This is a genomic window from Niallia sp. 03133 (genome assembly GCF_052663225.1).
This window is the reverse complement of sequence record NZ_JBQTCY010000021.1, coordinates 38,140-54,067: the sequence shown is the minus strand read 5'-3', so window position 1 is coordinate 54,067 and position 15,928 is coordinate 38,140. Positions and strand designations below refer to the sequence as shown.

Below are 15,928 nucleotides of genomic sequence, written 5' to 3'. Positions count from 1 at the left end.
GTTTTGAAGTTTAGCTTGATGACATTGCCACTGGCCCCCCACGTCTATCTACTAATTGTAAAAGCAAGTTCTCTAGATTAATGGTATAATGAATATAACATTTTTTTAAGATCCGGAGGTTGGAACGATTGTCTCCATTAAACAGACAGCAGCTAGATCAAATACGTGACGGACGCAAGGAGCAGATAAAGCAAGCGGCGCTTAAAATGTTTGCCCGCAGAGGGTATACAGGAACGAAAACGAGCATGATTGCGAAGGAAGCTGGCATTAGCGAAGGACTAATTTACCGTTATTTCAATTCTAAAGAGGAACTTTTTACAACGCTCATCCAAGAATTGATGGAAGAAGCAAGGAGGGAACTCGAGTATGTTCGATACTTACCGGGAACTCCCTTTGAACAAATTAGAAACTTAACGAAAAACATGCTTGATAAGAACAATATGTATGCCTTTATGTTAATGGAACGTACTCGCAAGGCTGATGATGTTCCAGAAAAGGTCAAACAGATCTTTGAACAAGTTTCAACAAATGTTTTGATCGATCCGATAGTTCCTATCTTCGTTAAAGGGCAGGAATCAGGTGAATTTTCTCCAGGTGAACCCAGAAGGATGTTGTCATGGTATTTTACCATCATCAACAGTCTTCTTATTCAAGATGAGGTTGATGAAGAGTATGGGTTACCAGATGTAGATGTGTTAATACGTATTTTAACAAAGTAATTTCCGAAGAAGATTTTGATATACAATTTCATACCTTCGTTCTTCCATAATCGGGCGCGTTTATTTAGGAACCCGACTTTTCGTATAGGGGGAATTTAGACTGGGTGATTCGAGTACAGAACTAATGGAGGGGTTTCAGTGATCTATTTAATTACTGGACCGATGGCAAGTGGTAAATCTACTGTTGCTGAATTGCAAAAAAATTCAACAAGTCAGTACACTTACGTGGGGATATCTTTCGTAAAATGATCGTTTCTGGCCAAAAAGAAATGAACGAAAATCCTAGTGTAGAAGCCGAAAATCAGCTAGATTTGCGCTATCAACTAACAGCAGAGGTTGCAAAAGGTAACAGTAAAGCCGGTTTTACTGTTATTGTGCAAGATAATTACTATGGTGAAAAACTTCCGTATTTTCTTGAATTAATGGCTCCTGAGAAAGTGGAACCTATTGTTTTAACTCCTAATGCTGATGTTATCCGAGAAAGAGAGTGTTATCCGAGAAAGAGAGCTTAATAGAGACAAGGCCGGATATATCGGCTTTGACGTTGATAGTTTACGAAAAGAGTTTTTAAAAACTACTCCGCATATCGGATTATGGATTGATAATAGTGTAGAATAGCCGCATGAAACAGTTGATCACATTATGAATGAGTTAGGAATTGAATCAAACTAAAAATTCGCATAGGTAAATAATGTCTTATGGCATGAAAAAGAACGAATCGTTGCCGTCCCCCATTAGAAGCTACTCAGTTATTCCGTTAAAGGGCGCAATTCTTGTACAAGGAATTGTGTCTTTTAGTATTATAAAACTTGATTTGCACTTCGATGAGTATACTACGAAATCGTATTAGCTCATTCTGACCATCTTGGGACTAGCGCTACGTTAGACTCTATAATTTTAATTAAAAAGAAAAATATGGTAAAATAGTTTTATAATGTATAAGGAGGCATAATTTTTTGACTAATTCAATTAAAAATGTGGAAAAGGATTTTTTAGATTATGTAAAAAAAATGGGGTCTTATAATGAGGCTTTAGCATTAATCTACTGGGATTTAAGAACAGGGGCGCCTAAAAAAGGATTAGATCAACGAACAGAAGTGATAGGCGTATTATCATCTGAACTGTTTAATATGTCAACATCACCAGAAATAGCAGCATACATATCCCAATTAACGGTTGAGAAAATACAGCATGAATTGTCAGAAATAACAATAAAAACGATTCAAGAAATAAAAAAAGAATATGAACGCAATAAAAAAATTCCTCCTGAAGAATTTAAAGAATATGTGATGCTTCAGTCAAAAGCAGAAAGCGTATGGGAAGAAGCGAAAGAAAAGTCAGATTTTTCATTATTCCAGCCATATTTAGAAAAATTAGTTGCTATGACCAAAAAATTCATTGGATATTGGGGATACGAGGGGAATAAATATAATACGCTGCTGGATACGTATGAACCAGGCATGACGGTGGAAATATTAGATAAGGTATTTTCAGAGCTGCGAAATAAAATTGTCCCGTTAGTACAAAAAATTTCTCAATCCCATCATAAACCAGATACTTCCTTTTTATTTGAAAAGTTTGCAAAAGAGAAACAGCGTGGTTTCAGTTTAGAAATTTTGAAACAAATTGGTTATGACTTTGATGCTGGAAGATTAGATGAAACAGTACATCCTTTTGCTACAGGAATAAATCCAGGAGATGTCCGAATCACCACAAAATATGTGGAATCAGACTTTCGAGTAGCTGTGTTTGGAACAATCCATGAGGTAGGTCACGCTTTATATGAACAAAATATTTCGAAAGAACTAGTTGGAACGCCGTTATGCACTGGAACATCCATGGGTATTCACGAGTCACAATCTTTGTTTTATGAAAACTTTGTAGGCAGGAATTTTTCCTTTTGGAAACAAAATATGGAACTTTTAAAGTCATATAGTAGTGGTCAGTTTGAACAAATTTCAACTGAGGATTTTTATCGAGCAATAAATGAATCCAAGCCTTCTTTAATCAGAATTGAAGCCGATGAATTGACCTATCCTTTACATATCATTATTCGCTATGAATTAGAAAAAGCACTTTTTAACGATGAAATAGAAGTAAAAGATTTACCTTCATTATGGAATGAAAAATATCAGTCATATTTAGGAGTAACTCCTTCCAATGATGGAGAGGGCGTATTGCAGGATGTTCATTGGGCAGGTGGAAGCTTTGGTTATTTCCCTTCCTATGCTTTAGGATATATGTATGCTGCTCAACTTAAAAATACGTTATTAAAAGATATTCCTGAGTTTGATGAGTTATTGGAAAAGGGAGAATTAACTCTAATTAAGGAGTGGCTGAATGAAAAGATACACCAATACGGCAAAGCAAAAAAGCCGCTTGAAATTTTAAACGATGTAACTGGTGAAGGATTAAATCCCAATTATTTAGTGGAGTATTTATCGAATAAATACAGTGATGTTTATAAGCTTTCATAACAGAGAATAGTAAATCAGATGTACGATTAAGAATATGGCTGATGGAGCACAGCAAGCAAAAGTAGTAAAAAGCAATGCACAAGCGATTTCGTCTATGAAACGCTTGTGCATTTTTATTAACAACTATGATATTCTAGCAGAAATCGATCCGTTTTATCCAAAGTATGATGAAAGGAAAAACCGAGATCTTTAGCAGGAAGTATGTATAAGACAAGGGATCTTCAAGGACAAAAAGAGATAGAAACTGAAGAAAATCTTAGATAGTGGTTTGCAGGAAGCAAACGAACTCAACTTAGCATGATGTAGGACTTTTCCATAATATCTCCTGTTCTTGGCCCATAAGTTTCCATTTAACCGTTAAAACTGCTCTCCTTATTTACCATAGTTTATAACCGCTGCTGCCAGGCGGTGCGTGTTGAATCATGGAATACAAAGGAATGGCATAAGCAATGATTATGACAAATATAGCAATAGAAATCCAAAGCTTCCAGTTTTCCAGTAGAAGAAGAGGTTTATGCTGCTCCGCAACATCTGGTTTTGCGACAGGAAATTCTTCTATTCCTTTTGGAGCAAAGAAAGCTAAAGAGATGACTAAATATAAGGCAATTAATAAACTAATAAACAAAATACTTCCGCCAATAGCTTGTCCTATCTGATAGAACATCCAATCAGAAGCCTGTTTTGCACCGCCATAATCGGTATATGCAGTTCTTCTTGGTGCACCTAATAGCCCCGCAATATGCATGCTGCCTGACATCATTGTCATTCCGCCAGCCCATGTAGCTCCTTGTATGATGGCAATTTTATTTAATTTTTTTGTTAATGTTCGCCCTGTCAAGTGTGGTATAAGAAAATAGGATATGCCAAAAAACGTTAATGTTACTGTTGTAGAAATGGTTAAATGAAAATGTCCAGTAATCCATAAAGTGTTATGAACAACAGCATTCATCTGGCTGGAGGCATTTATAATGCCGCCTGCTCCTCCAGGAATAAAAGCAATCATACCAATAAATGGGACCAAAAATCTAGCATCCTTCCAAGGTAATTTTTTTAACCAAGAAAATAAGCCAGTATTTTGATAACTTCTACCGAATGCTTCGAATGTGGCAAACATCGAAAAAGCAGTCATAAAAGAAGGAATGATCACAACAAATGTTAAAATAACTTGGAAAAACTTCCATCCCTGTCCAATTCCCGGTTCCATCAACTGATGATGAAATCCGACAGGAATGGAAAAAATTAAAAATAATAAAAAAGAAAATCGTGCTAATGAATCAGAATATAGTTTCCATCCTATAATCTTAGGGATGATAACATACCATGACATATAGGCAGTTAATAACCAAAAATAAACAAGCGGATGGCCAAAATACCAAAATAATGTTCTGCTTATGACAACATTAACAGTTGAATGCCACCCTAAAGACCATGGAATTAATTGAAAAACAATGGTACCAGCAACTCCAAGGGAAGCAATAATCCATATAAGAGTATTGACAACAGCCATAAATGTTAAAAGAGGGCTTAAGCGCCCTTTATTTGCTTTTTTCCAGGCAGCATAGCGGCAAATAATGGCGATTCCTTCCAACCAGCTTCCGAATATAATAAATGCAAGGCCTGCATAAAAAATCCAATGTGCCTGAAGCGGTGCATAAAACGTATATAAAACGGTTGCTTTATTTAGTAAAATCATGAATACAGCCATTATAGTGCCTAAAACCATGATTATGTAGCCAAGCCATGCGATCCTCCTCATGGAAGAAGAAAAGCAGCCTGCAGTTCTTGATACTGCGGCCAGCATAAATCCAAAAATAAAAAAGGTAGTAAAAACAAGTGCTAAAAGAACACCATGAACAGTTAACACTTGATAATAGCTTATATTAAATGGGAGAATCAATTTTCCCGTTTTAATAAATACTTGTAAAAGACCTGCAAATCCTCCAAGGCCCAACGCTAAATAGGCAATAAATAAATGTGATTTAATGAGTAAACCGTCTTCCGAACATATTATTTTTTTATTTTGCATATTCTACCACCTGAATCGTACCCGACATAAAATGATGTCCATTCCCGCAATATTCATTGCATAAAACAAGAAATTCTCCTGCCTTCTTAAATACTGTTACATATCCTGATACAAGACCAGGTTCGAGCATTAAGTTAATAGTGGTACCCACTACTTCAAACCCATGAATAACATCCTTAGAAGTGGCGATAATTTTTATTTTTGCACCTTCGGGAACTTTAATGGTTGAAGGAGTAAATTGGAAGGAGGAAGCAACCAGAACAAGTTCATATTCCCAATCCCTGCCTGATACCTTATATAATCCCGGTTTATTAAATGGTTTGGTTCGGTCCACCTTTTTAGGGTTAATCACTGTAGTTGCCGTAGAAGTATGCATATGATTAGAGTGCATGCTTTGAAAAGCAAGTACAAGTAAAAAAAGAACCAATGTTAAACTACCAATAAAAAGAATGATTTTTTCTAACTTATGTAGCTTCAAATTCTGTTCCTCCTAGATTTATCCCACTCTTAACGGGCAGTAAAACCCCCATTGATGGAAGGTTCACTTTATGAGCGAAGTAAAAAAATAGAATAAATGCAGACCCACATCCCAATAAGGATGATGATTAAAAAAATAAGCAAAATAAATGTGCCGAGAAGGGATGAAGCTGGGTAAACAGTTTTTTTGTTGTTTTTAAACACAACTTTAAGCACCTCAATATCTAGAATATAGTTGAACATAAAATATATCTTCAAAAAAACTTAATCCTATGGAATCTTACTACCTTACTTGTAGCAAAATATAAGCCTTGTTTCTAGGATAATCGCGATTATTCACATATTTGTCATTATTAAAAGTGTTATAGATTATGATAGCACGTTTTTCCGTTTAACTAATATTCTATTATAAGTTGACTAAAAAGTGGATGTGAATAAAATGGAGAAATTTTATTGTGAACATTGTCGTATTATTTATAAGGAGCCAACTATTTGTCCTGTTTGTGAGGGAAAAGTTGAAAAGAAAATAAAAATTGAAGTGCAAAGCCAGGATTCAAAAAAAAAGTTATGAATTTTGATTAGTATGAAATATGCAGTCTCTCCAATATTAGGACTCCACTTTATCATGGAGAGGCTGACATAAGGAAACTTTGTCTACCAATGTTTTTTTAGCTTTCCAACATTAATATAATGGTTAATTCACCAACAGTATGAAGGGATATAGGTAACCGGAGTGCTTTAGTAAAACCATACATCTTCGTTTCTCCGACAAGAACGGTTGGTGGAGTTATGTCCATTTCTATCCCGTTTTTGGATACAAATGTAGAAAGGTTACCGGCAATCATATTTCCAAGCTCACCAGAAAAAGATTCTAACATATCGCCTTCAAGTGCCATCCCAAACATAGCTTCTCCAAGTTTGCCAAAAACCTGTTCATTTCCATCTATAATAATTCTGCCGCGAAAATCCCCTGTTAGTCCTATTAATACACCGAGAGACTGCTGTGTAAAAGGTGCAGGAATAAGAACTGGTTTATCAATGGAAATGTCAAAAGGGAGAACACCTTTAACAGATTCAATAGTCCCATTTAATATTTCTGTTGCACTTTTTGTTAATGTCACCAAACATTCCCCCAAATAATCAATTAACATCATCTTATCATACTTTTAGACCGGTTGGATAAGCAAAATTAAAAAATAATAAAAATGATATAGTACCTTATTCCTTTGTTTTGCAAGCTTGAATAGTTTTAAATACCTAATGGGAATAAAATTATATTTTTGCTGAAAGTTAATGGGGCTTTAAAAAACGGCATTTAAAATCCCTCTTTTTAGATCCTTTATGCTTATTGGTAATTATTAATAGTGAATTATTTATGTGAAAACTTTATACTAATATTGCACAGCAACTCCTTCAAAACATTTAGGGATGTCCTTTACTACAGGACAATCCTTTTTTTAAATGTGGAATAGAAAAAATTTTCGAAAAATTTACGTAACGTATTGAAAATGATTATCGTTAATGATAAACTGTAATTGAATTTGAAAATTATTCTCATTAACAGAGGAAAGAAGGTGTAACGAATGGTAGCTATTTCAATCGGAGCAACGGTAGTAGGTTATTTATTTGTTATGAAGCATGTTTTAAATAATGTTAGCAAAACAGCAGATCAAAAATAATCATAATGTACATAAATATAAAATTTATTTGATAAAATCCGATATACATATTGGATTTTTTTTATTGCACATAAAGTGGATTCTTTATAATTTTATCACGTTTAATAGATTTTACTTTAATGGACGAAGAAAAATAGGTAAAATATAGGTATCTTGAATAAAAGGAGTTTCTTATGCTGCCGTCAACCTCTTCAGTAAAAACCCTGAACCGTTTAGCAAAGTTTCATTACTTTTTTTTGGGAAAAAAGGATTTTATCAATGCCGAAAAAATGAAAGCGTTATTAAAGAAGACATATTACGAAGAATTTACACTTACTTTCTGTGGACACTATTCAGCAGGTAAATCAAGTTTAATTAATCATTTATTAAAAACAGATACATTGCCATCCAGCCCTATACCAACTACTGCAAATATCATTCGCCTGCGAAAGGGCGAAAAGCTTGCAAGAATTCATACTCCATTCGGTAATACGATATTGTATGAGAATGTTGATAATATAAAAGAATTGCAGAACTTATGCAAAAACAATAAAGATGTAAAAGAAATGGAAATAAGTCTTCCAACCATAAAACTCCCATATTCTGTGATAGTAATAGATACACCTGGAATAGACAGCACTGATCAAGCTCATTTTTTATCAGCTGATTCCAGCATTCATTTATCTGATATTATTTTTTATGTGGTTGATTATAATCATGTTCAATCCGAAGTCAATGTTGCTTTCTTAAAAAAATTGAAGGAAAATGGAAAAGATTTTATCCTTATCATTAATCAAATGGATAAGCATAAGGAAGAAGAACTGTCGCTGCTTGCATTTAAACAAAGTGTTAAAGCTAGTTTTTCTTCTTTTGGAATTAAACCAGCTCATCTATTTTTTATCAGTGTAAAAGAAAAAGACCTGCCTTTTAATGAATTGCAAGAATTGCAGACTTATATAGAAGCAACCATAAAGAAGAAAGATCATCTTCTTCCAGTGACTACTGAGCAATCTTTTTCTAAAATTCAAAAGGATCATCTCCAGTTTATGAATGAAAAAAGAAAAGAGCAATTAGCAAAAGTAAATGAAATCTTAAAAAACGGTGGAAACAAAGAGTGGAAGGTTTTAGAACAAGAAAAGCAAATTTTCCAATCCGAAGTAGACTCCATTTGGAATGTTTTTTTTCAACAAACAGATAGTTGGGAAAATAGTATTGCTTCCTTAATAAAAAATGCCTATTTAATGCCTTATCAAAACAGAGAGCTTGCAAAAGACTACGTAGCTTCTGAACAAAAAGATTTTAAAATCGGTTTTTTTTCCACTAAACAGAAAGTTGAAAAGGAAAAAGAAAAGCGGTTGGATGACTTTAGTAAACAACTGATGAAGTATACGCAGCTGCAAATTATTTCACCGCTTATTCAGTTTTTTGAAAAAAACAAAGCAAAAAATGAAGGCGTTAATATGATGGTGATGGAAAAGATTGAAAACTATCCAATGCCAATAAATAGGAACAACTTGCATCAATTTGTAAATAAGCATGCCATTTTGTCTGAAAATTATGTTCTTCACTTTTGTGGAGAAGTCGAAAATTATATAAAATCAAAAGTGAAAATAGAAGCTTTCAGGTGGATGGAGATAATGAAACAGGAGCATCAACACCAAACAGAACAAAAATTGTCAGAAACAAAAAAAGCACTTCGAAAAAGTACTTTATTAGTGGAGGCAAAGCAAAAGCAGCAGCAAATCATGTCTGATTGGCAGGAATGGAAAAAGCAGCTCGCCGATATATCAATCGATAAAGACGATCATTCAATAGACTTTTTATCGTTGATAGAAGAAAAAGCTGCACAAGAACGAGTAATTCCACCACTATGTATTGATAAGACAATGGAGACAGATCAAGTGGAAATAGTAGGAATATCAGCTGATGAGAAACACTTTATTTCAGAGAACGACATAGAGAAAATATTAGTGGATTTAAATAACTTAAGCGATTTAATCAAAGAACTTTCAGGGTTTAAGCAGATTGCATCAAAAATGCTTAAAAAGATAAACAGCATTCGAACAAAGGAGTATAAAATTTGTTTATTTGGAGCTTTTAGTGCAGGAAAATCTTCTTTTGCAAATGCATTAATAAATTATCCTTTACTTCCTGTTTCTCCTAATCCGACGACTTCTACAGTAAATCGAATTGTACCAATTGATATAAACAATCCGCATGGTACAGTGAAAGTATATTGGAAAACGGAAGAGGAAATAAGGATGGAGTTAAAGGAGCATTTACAACTCTATCAAGCAGAAGCAGATTCATTATCATCCAGCATTTCGATTATCCAAAACATCATTCAGATGCAAAAGGAGGATTTTTCTTCCAACCATCATTATTTACAGGCTTTCCTGAGTGGATATGAAGAAAATGCTTCTTTTCTTGGGACAACAACAGTTTCTAATACAAGGATGTTGGCTAATTATGTGGCAGCTGAAAAAAACGCTTGTTTTATTAAGAGCATTGATGTGTTTTTTGATTGTGATTTAACGAGGAAAGGTATTACGCTGATTGATACGCCTGGAGGAGATTCAATTAACAGCAGACATACTGCAGTAAGCTTCGATTATATAAAAGAAGCGGATTGCATCCTTTATCTTTCGTATTATCATCACTCTTTTTCAAAAGCAGATGAGGAATTCTTATCACAATTAGGAAGATTGAAAGAAGCGATGGAAACGGATAAAATGTTTTTCATCGTAAACGCAATGGATTTAGCAGAGTCCGATGCAGAACTGATAGAAGTAATGCAATATTTGGAGCAGCAGCTTCAGAAATATGGAATTCGTTATCCGCGAATATCGCCTGTTTCGAGTTTATATTACAAAAACAATGATTATAGAACGTATCTGGATCAATTGAAGGGAAAACTAGCTGCTTTTATTCAAAAAGAATGGATGAATATTACGCTTGTGTCCTTACAGAATGATGGAATAGAAGCAATCTCATTATTAAAAAAATGGCTGCATGCTTCTAAAAATAACAAACAAGAAAAAGAAAAAGAAATGAAGCGTTTGCTGGCTGAAAAACAAGTTGTTTTGTCTAATTTCCAAAAGGAAGAATCCGTCTATTTGCAAAAAAAGATGAACAAAGAAATAGAAGAACAGCTGTTTTATCTGCAGCAGCGTGTATTTTTCCGAATTAATGATTTGGTGAAGGAAGCCTTTCATCCTAGCATTCTGGCAGGGAAAAATATTAAAAAGGAACGATTCATAGCACTGCAGGTTTTTTTACAGCAAATAAGCTTCGAATTTGAGCAGGAGCTGCGGGCAGCAAGTCTTCGTTTGGAAATATTCTATAACAAATTCAGGCACACTGTATATACGGAGATAAAACAGAAAATAGCTTCTGATAATGGAGATATTATTTTATCCTGGGATGAAGGCAGGAGGATTAAGGTATCCTTTCACGCTCCATTTCGTACGTTGGATCAAACGGTTTTTAAATCAGCGCTCCACTTTTATAAAAATCCGAGAAGTTTTTTTGAACAGAATGATCGGAAATTTTTAACGGAAGAACTCATAAAAACCTTAAAGCATTACAGCAAGGAATTTATTCAAAAAGAAACAACAAGACTGCAAAGCTATTTTATTGAAAACTGGAAAATGCATTATAAAGAGGATAATGACCAGTTTATTTTGCAGGCTGAAGAATATTACGAAGGCAAGCAAGCTTTGCTGGTGGATTCAGAAAATATTCATTTAATAGAAACAATTTTAGCAAAAGTAGATCAAGCAGGTTTTTTACAAGGAAATGGGTAAAAGACAGCGAATATATTAGGGAAGGAAAGAAAGGGTGATTATATTGAACTTTGTGGTAGACCCAGAATGGCTGTTGAATAACTATAAGAAAAAAGATGTTAGAGTGCTGGACTGTCGTTTTAATTTAGCAGATCCTGAGGAAGGGAGTAGGCTTTTTGAGAAAAATCATATTCCGCAAAGCATCTATTTTGATTTAGAAGAGGATATGTCTTCTCCAGTTAAAAAGCATGGAGGTAGACATCCATTGCCAGATATTCAAGAATTAAAAACCAAATTTGAAGAAGCAGGAATAGATGGAAATACAAAGGTTGTAGCATATGATAACGGAGAAGGTGCATATGCTGCCAGAATGTGGTGGCTGTTAACATATTTAGGGCATAAGCAGGTATATGTTCTAAACGGAGGCTATAAAGGATGGCTAGAGAAAAAATATCCCACAACTGCAGAAAAAGCAGTTTTTAATCGGTCGATTTTCCCTGTTCATGTAGATAAAGCAATTATGGCTGACTATAAAGAAATCTATGAGATTGTTCAGTCTGATGAAACGCAAACCGTGTTAATTGATTCAAGAGAATATAAACGCTATATTGGTGAAATCGAACCGATAGATAAAAAGTGCGGACATATTCCAGGTGCAATAAATAAAGTATGGACAGAGGGGACGGATAATGGCTATTATCTATCAGAAGGAGAACAGAAAAAGCGATTCAGCGATTTAGATTCACAATGTTCCTATATTGTTTATTGCGGATCAGGGGTAACTGCAGCTCCTAATTTTTTGGCTTTAAAGATGGCGGGTTTTGAAAAAGTAAAGCTGTATCCTGGAAGTTTTAGTGATTGGATTTCTTATGAAGATAATAAAGTGGAAACAAAGAAATAGAGATTAGCAGGTAAAGTGATATTTTGGAAACAAAAGCCTGCCAATTTAAAACGTTCATCAATCTGTTATAATAGACCTTTAGAAAAAAGGAGAGATGAATAAATTGAATCAAAAAAACACCCCTTCCCTTATGCTGGTTGATGGAATGGCCTTGTTATTCCGAGCATTTTTTGCGACAGCAGTTACCGGGCAATTTATGATAAACAGCAAAGGAACACCTACTAATGCAATCTACGGTTTTGTGAAGCATTTTTTTACTGCGATGGAACAATTTAAGCCGACGCATGTAGCGGTTTGCTGGGATATGGGAAGCACTACCTTTAGAACAGAATTGTATCCTCATTATAAAGCGAATCGATCAGAAGCGCCTGTAGAACTGCTTCCTCAATTTGATTTAGTAAAAGAAGTGGTTGAAAGTTTTCAAATTCCCAATATTGGCATAGTTGGGTTTGAAGCAGACGATTGTATAGGAACCATTGCAAAAAAGATGAAAGGAAAAGCAAAAGTAACCATTTTGACAGGAGATCAGGATATTTTACAGCTGTTGGATGATCATATATCTGTTGCCTTATTAAAAAAGGGCTATGGCAATTATCTCGTTCATACACCTGAATCTTTCTTTGAAGAAAAAGGAATAAACCCAGGTCAAATGATTGATTTAAAAGCATTAATGGGAGATCCTAGCGATAATTATCCAGGGGTCAAAGGCATTGGAGAAAAAACAGCATTAAAACTCTTACAAGAACATTTGGATATCAATGGCATCCTAGCCAATATTTCTAAACTAACCAAAAGCCAGCGCTTAAAAATTGAAACAGAATTAGAAATGCTCCATTTAAGCAGAGTTTTAGCGGAAATAAAATGCGATGTTCCAGTGGAATGTTTATTGGAAGACAGTTTATGGAATATTAATCCAGAGTTGGCCATTAATAAATTTATTGAGCTAGAATTCAAACATTTTCATCATTATGTTCAAAAAAAAGAAGAAAGTACTTTATTTTAAAGTGAACCTAACCATCAGTGGGGTTTTCTTTATCCCCCACTGATGGAAAGCTTGCGGTCCACAGGAAGTGGCGACCTTAGTCTGTGTACCTCCTCGGACCTTTACGGGCAGTTTCCCCCACCTAGCTTCTTCGATTCCTCAGCATCTTGAGGTGGGAGAGCTTACTGCACGTTAAGAGTGGGATAAAAGGGCAATTCTTTCTGGGAAGTCAAAGCCTGCAGAAACAAAAAACTTCTCTTCTGCTTGGCTTTGCAGGAAAGGAAGGCTCTTTTTATCATTTCCCGACAGAAGACTTCCACCTCAAGGAATGTAAAGGGAAAAGCCTAATGAGTAGGTAGGAGATTAATATCTGCTGGCGTTAGCCAAAACTTTTCTAATCGGCCAGTTTGTACGGCGATAAACAAGACGCTTGCGCTTTTCTATTTTGTATTTTTTTTCTTTGCTGCGTTTTCTAATTTGCTTTTTGGATTGGCTGTTTTGTCATCATCTTGGCCAAATCCTTGTGGATTTACTCCTCCTGCAGCGATGCCTTTATTCGTATGATTTTTTAAACTCATGATTTTCTTCCTCTCTTTTTTAATAGAAATTTGGAAATAAAAACTTACAGATAGTATTAGCATTTTCGCATAAATTAACCGCTGTTTATGGAAAATATCGTTGAGGTGAGAAAATGAATAAGGGTGTAATTGTTGCGTTGACAAGTATTGCAGCAGCTCAAGGAATGAAAATCCCTCTTTATTTTATGAAAACAGGGAAATGGAAACCTGGGTTGTTTTTTCAAACTGGTGGAATGCCAAGTTCTCATTCAGCAGGCGTATCGTCCTTGACGACATTTATTGCATTTAAAAAGGGAATTCCAACGATTGATTTTGCCTTATCACTCGTTTATGGATTAATAGTCATGTATGATGCACAAGGAATAAGAAGACAAACAGGAGAATTAACCTTGAAAGTGAATGATCTAGGGGAATTAGTCGATAAAATTAGCAATGAGGAGAAGGTTCCTTTTGAAGAGAAACAGCCAAAAAAATTAAAAGAAATGCTGGGGCATCAGCCATTGGAAGTAGTCGGCGGCGCCATTCTTGGGATAATGATTGGTTATATTGGCCATTTAAGCTCAAAAAAGGATAGAAAATGGATGAAAAATAAAGTAACATTATGGTAAGAAGGAAGAAGAGAGGATTTGGCGTTATTTGAAAACATTAGAAGAGTATTTGCTGTTTTTACAAAGCAAAGGCTTTTTGTTCGGGGAAGATTCTGTAGGTTTTATTTATTTTGGAAAAGCTTTAACGAATGCAACAGATGAAATAAGCATGGCAGCAATAGAATGCACATTGAAAATTCAAAAACGTTTTGATGGAAGTTTTTATGTGTCTTTACTTGAAATGTTTGTCCATAATAAAATTAGGACGAAAAAGCAAGCAATTCACTATATAAAACACAACAAGCTATTCCCATTGTAGAACATCTGCTTATGTTCTACAATGGGAGTTTTTTGTTGATGAGAGAAAAATGGCAAGTTGAAAGAAGACACCCTGCGCTTTTTTATGATGCAGACTTTATTTTAGGCTATGTTAAACGATAATGTTGATTGTGGAAGGAAATTTGCGAGACTTCTGCGGAAAAACGGGCTGGAAAGACCCCGCAAGACGGATACGAGCGAGGAGTTTTGCCAGTTCGTCCGCGGAAAGTGAGTAAATTTCCTGACCATTTATAAATCAACAATGAAATTTAACAGAGCCTTATTACCTGTTAATATTATTTGCAAGGCAAAACTGATTACACATATAAGCACGTAAAAATCCCCTTTTTGAAAAGACAATGTATCAACAACGGTTAATAGATACAAACCTACTGCAGCGAACAAGACACCTATTATACTTTTGATGGATAATTTATTTTTGAAAAAAATAAAAAGGAATAACGGGACTAGAACAACACTTAAGCCTGTAATAAACCCTGCCTTTGAACTAGTTGTGTAAAGTAAACCGATCGTCTGGCTTGCATATCCTAAAATCAGTAAAAAACCAAGAATAAATCCTGCTTTTAAACAAGAAAAATTTAATGATTTTATTTCGCTAGATTGAAAAACAACAAGCCATAGAAATAAGAATAGGGCAGTGATAAAAAAACGGATCGCATTAAATGCATGTGGTTCTAAAAAGAATACAGCATTCTGTACGATAACAAATGTAGACCCCAAAATAAAAGCAACGGATAATAACAGCAAATCAGAGCGTTTTAATGTAAAGTTCATTTACTTAACAGCCTCTATCTGCAGTGTTTTGTCTAATTGCTATACGGGCAAGTTCATCTGCTGTTTTATTATTGCTGCTCGGGATCCATTTCATAAAAAATAAATCTAGTTTTTTTGTTAATAATAAAGCTTGTTCAAGTAATGGAGCATACTGTTTATTTTTTACAAATTGTTTTTCTACTGCTTGATTAACTAGTTGGGAATCTGTACGAAAGCTCACAGTTTGATAATTTTTTTCTACGCAAATTTCTAATGCTTTAATAAGGGCATGGTATTCCGCTTCGTGATTGCTCATATTTCCAAGAGGGATAGAGTATTTTTCCGCACTGCCATGGCCTTTTATAAAGATGCCTGCACCGCTGGGACCGGGGTTGCCTGCACTTGCACCATCAATGTATACTTCAATCATAATATTAAACCTCCCATTTAAAAACTATTGAATATGCAGATAATAAGTTTCAGGATGAATGTTCTAATTCGAATAGAATTGCATGAACACTTATACAAAGCTTATAGGAAGCATACGTTATAAACAGACTATACACTTCATAATATAAATACATCTTGTTTTCCACCATAGGAATGAAGTTGTTGTTTATACTTGACTTATTATAACGTGAATAAG

At 34.7% G+C, this 15,928-nt stretch carries 15 protein-coding genes; 9 read left to right on the top strand and 6 right to left on the bottom strand.

All coding sequences use genetic code 11. The features are described from left to right. Positions 1-128 precede the first annotated feature (128 nt). The 4 genes from ACTYBU_RS21785 to ACTYBU_RS21770 all read left to right on the top strand — a co-directional run bounded on the left by ACTYBU_RS21785 (position 129) and on the right by ACTYBU_RS21770 (position 3,389). On the top strand, positions 129-719 hold the full coding sequence (locus ACTYBU_RS21785) for a TetR/AcrR family transcriptional regulator (RefSeq protein WP_445493066.1): 591 nt from the start codon (positions 129-131) through the stop codon (positions 717-719). Positions 720-964: 245 nt separating this feature from the next. After that, on the top strand, positions 965-1,231 hold the full coding sequence (locus ACTYBU_RS21780; RefSeq protein WP_445493064.1) for a hypothetical protein: 267 nt from the start codon (positions 965-967) through the stop codon (positions 1,229-1,231). Positions 1,232-1,675: 444 nt separating this feature from the next. Further along, positions 1,676-3,196, top strand: coding sequence for a carboxypeptidase M32 (locus tag ACTYBU_RS21775; RefSeq protein ID WP_445493062.1), 1,521 nt, complete (start codon positions 1,676-1,678; stop codon positions 3,194-3,196). Between the two features lie 34 nt (positions 3,197-3,230). After that, positions 3,231-3,389: a hypothetical protein gene (locus ACTYBU_RS21770; RefSeq protein ID WP_445493060.1), complete on the top strand. Its 159-nt coding sequence runs from the start codon at positions 3,231-3,233 to the stop codon at positions 3,387-3,389. 183 nt (positions 3,390-3,572) lie between these two features. Here the strand turns inward: ACTYBU_RS21770 and ACTYBU_RS21765 are convergent, their stop codons facing one another. The 3 genes from ACTYBU_RS21765 to ACTYBU_RS21755 form a co-directional block, all read right to left on the bottom strand. Continuing rightward, positions 3,573-5,222 carry a b(o/a)3-type cytochrome-c oxidase subunit 1 gene (locus tag ACTYBU_RS21765; protein ID WP_445493058.1) on the bottom strand — a complete coding sequence of 550 codons (1,650 nt, stop codon included), beginning with the start codon at positions 5,220-5,222 and terminating at the stop codon, positions 3,573-3,575. Further along, positions 5,212-5,700, bottom strand: a complete 489-nt coding sequence (locus tag ACTYBU_RS21760) for a cytochrome c oxidase subunit II (RefSeq protein WP_445493057.1) — start codon at positions 5,698-5,700, stop codon at positions 5,212-5,214. Before ACTYBU_RS21760 ends, ACTYBU_RS21765 begins: the two co-directional genes overlap by 11 nt. A 667-nt stretch (positions 5,701-6,367) precedes the next feature. Beyond that, positions 6,368-6,820: a chemotaxis protein CheX gene (locus ACTYBU_RS21755; RefSeq protein WP_445493055.1), complete on the bottom strand. Its 453-nt coding sequence runs from the start codon at positions 6,818-6,820 to the stop codon at positions 6,368-6,370. An 827-nt stretch (positions 6,821-7,647) separates the two neighbouring features. Here ACTYBU_RS21755 and ACTYBU_RS21750 point away from each other — a divergent pair. From ACTYBU_RS21750 to ACTYBU_RS21740, 3 genes are all read left to right on the top strand, one after another. Further along, entirely contained in the window at positions 7,648-11,163 is a 3,516-nt protein-coding gene (locus tag ACTYBU_RS21750; protein ID WP_445493053.1) for a dynamin family protein, read from the top strand. Between the two features lie 34 nt (positions 11,164-11,197). Beyond that, complete coding sequence (locus tag ACTYBU_RS21745) at positions 11,198-12,043, top strand: sulfurtransferase (protein ID WP_445493051.1); 846 nt, start codon at positions 11,198-11,200, stop codon at positions 12,041-12,043. Positions 12,044-12,137: 94 nt separating this feature from the next. Next, on the top strand, positions 12,138-13,046 hold the full coding sequence (locus ACTYBU_RS21740; RefSeq protein ID WP_445493049.1) for a 5'-3' exonuclease: 909 nt from the start codon (positions 12,138-12,140) through the stop codon (positions 13,044-13,046). 419 nt (positions 13,047-13,465) lie between these two features. Here ACTYBU_RS21740 and sspL read toward each other — a convergent pair whose 3' ends face one another. Then, entirely contained in the window at positions 13,466-13,603 is a 138-nt protein-coding gene (sspL, locus tag ACTYBU_RS21735; protein ID WP_445493047.1) for a small, acid-soluble spore protein L, read from the bottom strand. A gap of 113 nt (positions 13,604-13,716) precedes the next feature. Between sspL and ACTYBU_RS21730 the strand changes: the two genes are divergently transcribed. Both ACTYBU_RS21730 and ACTYBU_RS21725 read left to right on the top strand, forming a co-directional pair. Next, positions 13,717-14,211 carry a divergent PAP2 family protein gene (locus ACTYBU_RS21730; protein ID WP_445493046.1) on the top strand — a complete coding sequence of 165 codons (495 nt, stop codon included), beginning with the start codon at positions 13,717-13,719 and terminating at the stop codon, positions 14,209-14,211. A 28-nt stretch (positions 14,212-14,239) separates the two neighbouring features. Further along, a complete protein-coding gene (locus tag ACTYBU_RS21725) occupies positions 14,240-14,509 on the top strand; it encodes a DUF6123 family protein (RefSeq protein ID WP_445493044.1) in 270 nt (89 codons plus the stop codon). A gap of 248 nt (positions 14,510-14,757) precedes the next feature. Here the strand turns inward: ACTYBU_RS21725 and ACTYBU_RS21720 are convergent, their stop codons facing one another. Both ACTYBU_RS21720 and ACTYBU_RS21715 read right to left on the bottom strand, forming a co-directional pair. Beyond that, a complete protein-coding gene (locus ACTYBU_RS21720) occupies positions 14,758-15,303 on the bottom strand; it encodes a DMT family transporter (RefSeq protein WP_445493042.1) in 546 nt (181 codons plus the stop codon). Positions 15,304-15,307: 4 nt separating this feature from the next. Beyond that, positions 15,308-15,712, bottom strand: coding sequence for a reverse transcriptase-like protein (locus ACTYBU_RS21715; protein WP_445493040.1), 405 nt, complete (start codon positions 15,710-15,712; stop codon positions 15,308-15,310). Positions 15,713-15,928: the final 216 nt, after the last annotated feature.